Origin of the sequence: Eubacterium sp. BIOML-A2, assembly GCF_009680135.1 — a bacterium.
GTDB classification, from domain to species: domain Bacteria; phylum Bacillota; class Clostridia; order Lachnospirales; family Lachnospiraceae; genus Faecalicatena; species Faecalicatena contortus_B.
Map to the genome: position 1 here is coordinate 1 of NZ_WKZK01000130.1, position 1,499 is coordinate 1,499.

General features: G+C 55.5%; 4 protein-coding genes. All 4 read left to right on the forward strand.

What is annotated here, in order from left to right; all coding sequences use genetic code 11:
- A partial coding sequence (locus GKG43_RS22810; RefSeq protein WP_154266209.1) for a F0F1 ATP synthase subunit delta occupies positions 1-204 on the forward strand: 204 nt, incomplete at its 5' end.
- 163 nt (positions 205-367) lie between these two features.
- A complete protein-coding gene (locus GKG43_RS22815; RefSeq protein ID WP_154266210.1) occupies positions 368-859 on the forward strand; it encodes a Na+/H+ antiporter subunit E in 492 nt (163 codons plus the stop codon).
- Entirely contained in the window at positions 849-1,196 is a 348-nt protein-coding gene (locus GKG43_RS22820; protein ID WP_154266211.1) for a monovalent cation/H+ antiporter complex subunit F, read from the forward strand. Before GKG43_RS22815 ends, GKG43_RS22820 begins: the two co-directional genes overlap by 11 nt.
- Positions 1,186-1,499 (forward strand): monovalent cation/H(+) antiporter subunit G (locus tag GKG43_RS22825; protein ID WP_154266212.1); only part of this gene is annotated, 314 nt, incomplete at its 3' end. The genes GKG43_RS22820 and GKG43_RS22825, both read left to right, overlap by 11 nt.

Here is a 1,499-nt window from a genome sequence, read left to right on the forward strand (position 1 = left end):
GTCGTGGTAGAGCAAGCCTCGGGGCAGGAGGGCTACATGGCAGGGCACAGCCCGGCCCTGAAGCGCCTGGAAAAGGGCGAGGTAAAGATCCGGGAGGCAGAGGGGAAAGAGCCCCGCATCGTGCAGATCCCGGGGGGCCATATCCACGTGGGAAAGACCATGGCAGTCTATACCAGATATGCCGGCTGGAAGGCGGGGGAATAAAAGCAGAGTTCATGCCTGTGAAATAAAAAAGAGGCGCGCAGATATTATACAGTATGTATCCTGCGCGCCATTTTAGAAGCAAAAAGCAGGGGAACCGCAACCATTTAGACAGGTCTGCCTGAACGGCTGCGGAAAATTCGTAGGAAACCGATGAGGTGATGGGATGTTCATTGTTTTGTTTGTACTGTGGATTATATTAAACGGCAGGATTACATTGGAAATTGCAATATTCGGCGCGGTGATCTGCGGCGCTTTATATTTGTTCTTATATAAATTTATGGAGTACTCCCCGAAGCGGGAGCTGGTGATTGTAAAGTGTACCGGGATGATCTTAAAGTATGTGGTGTTCCTGGTGGTGGAGGTAATTAAGGCGGCCCTGGCGGTGTCGAAGCTGGTTCTGGAGTTTGACCGGGAGCCGGAGCCGGTGCTTGTCCGCTTCAAAACCGGGATCCGGACCCAGACGGGGCAGACGGTGCTGGCCAATTCCATCACCCTGACCCCGGGGACGATCACCGCGGACCTGGAGGAGGGGAACTACATTGTGCACAGCCTGGACCGGGAATACGCGGTGGGGATCCACGAATCGGGCTTTGTGGAAAAGCTTGTGGAGCTGGAGGCTGCGGCAGAGGGAGGAGGAAAAGGCGATGTTCCATGACATCCCCGTATTGGGGGCATTGAGTGAGAAGTTTTTAATCGTGGTGCTGGCAGTGCTCTGCGTGATGTTCCTTCTGTGCCTGCTGCGTCTGGTGCTGGGGCCTTCGGTGGCAGACCGCCTGCTGGCGGTGAACATGCTGGGCGGGATCGTGATTGCAACCATCGCGCTGCTGGGCCTGCTGCTGGAGGAATCCTACTTGCTGGACATCAGCCTGATTTACGGCCTGATCAGTTTCCTGGGGGTGGTGATCCTGTCGCAGATCTATATCGGGGCCTGCCGTGCACGCAATGAGAAACGAAAAAAGAGGGAGGAGGGAGCGCTGGAGGATGGTTCTTGAATGGATCCGCTTTCTGGCAGGGGCCGTATGCATGGCAGCGGGGCTTGTCTTTTATATCATACAGTTTATCGGCGTTTTCCGGTTTAAATATGTGCTGAACCGGATGCACGCAGCGGCCATCGGGGATACCCTGGGCTGCGGGCTGATGCTGCTGGGTGCGGTGGTTTTCAATGGGTTTGCCTTCTCGAGCATTAAGATCCTGTTCCTGATCGTATTCCTCTGGATGACCTCCCCGGTTGCGGCCCATATGGTGGTGAAGCTGGAAGTGCTGTCCCGGGAAAAGATGGAGGACTGCTGTCCGGT

What these genes read in the sequence shown, in the direction of transcription:
- GKG43_RS22815 (WP_154266210.1), top strand. Translation starts at nt 368, where the DNA reads ATGTTCATTGTTTTGTTTGTACTGTGGATTATATTAAACGGCAGGATT.
- GKG43_RS22820 (WP_154266211.1), top strand. Translation starts at nt 849, where the DNA reads ATGTTCCATGACATCCCCGTATTGGGGGCATTGAGTGAGAAGTTTTTA.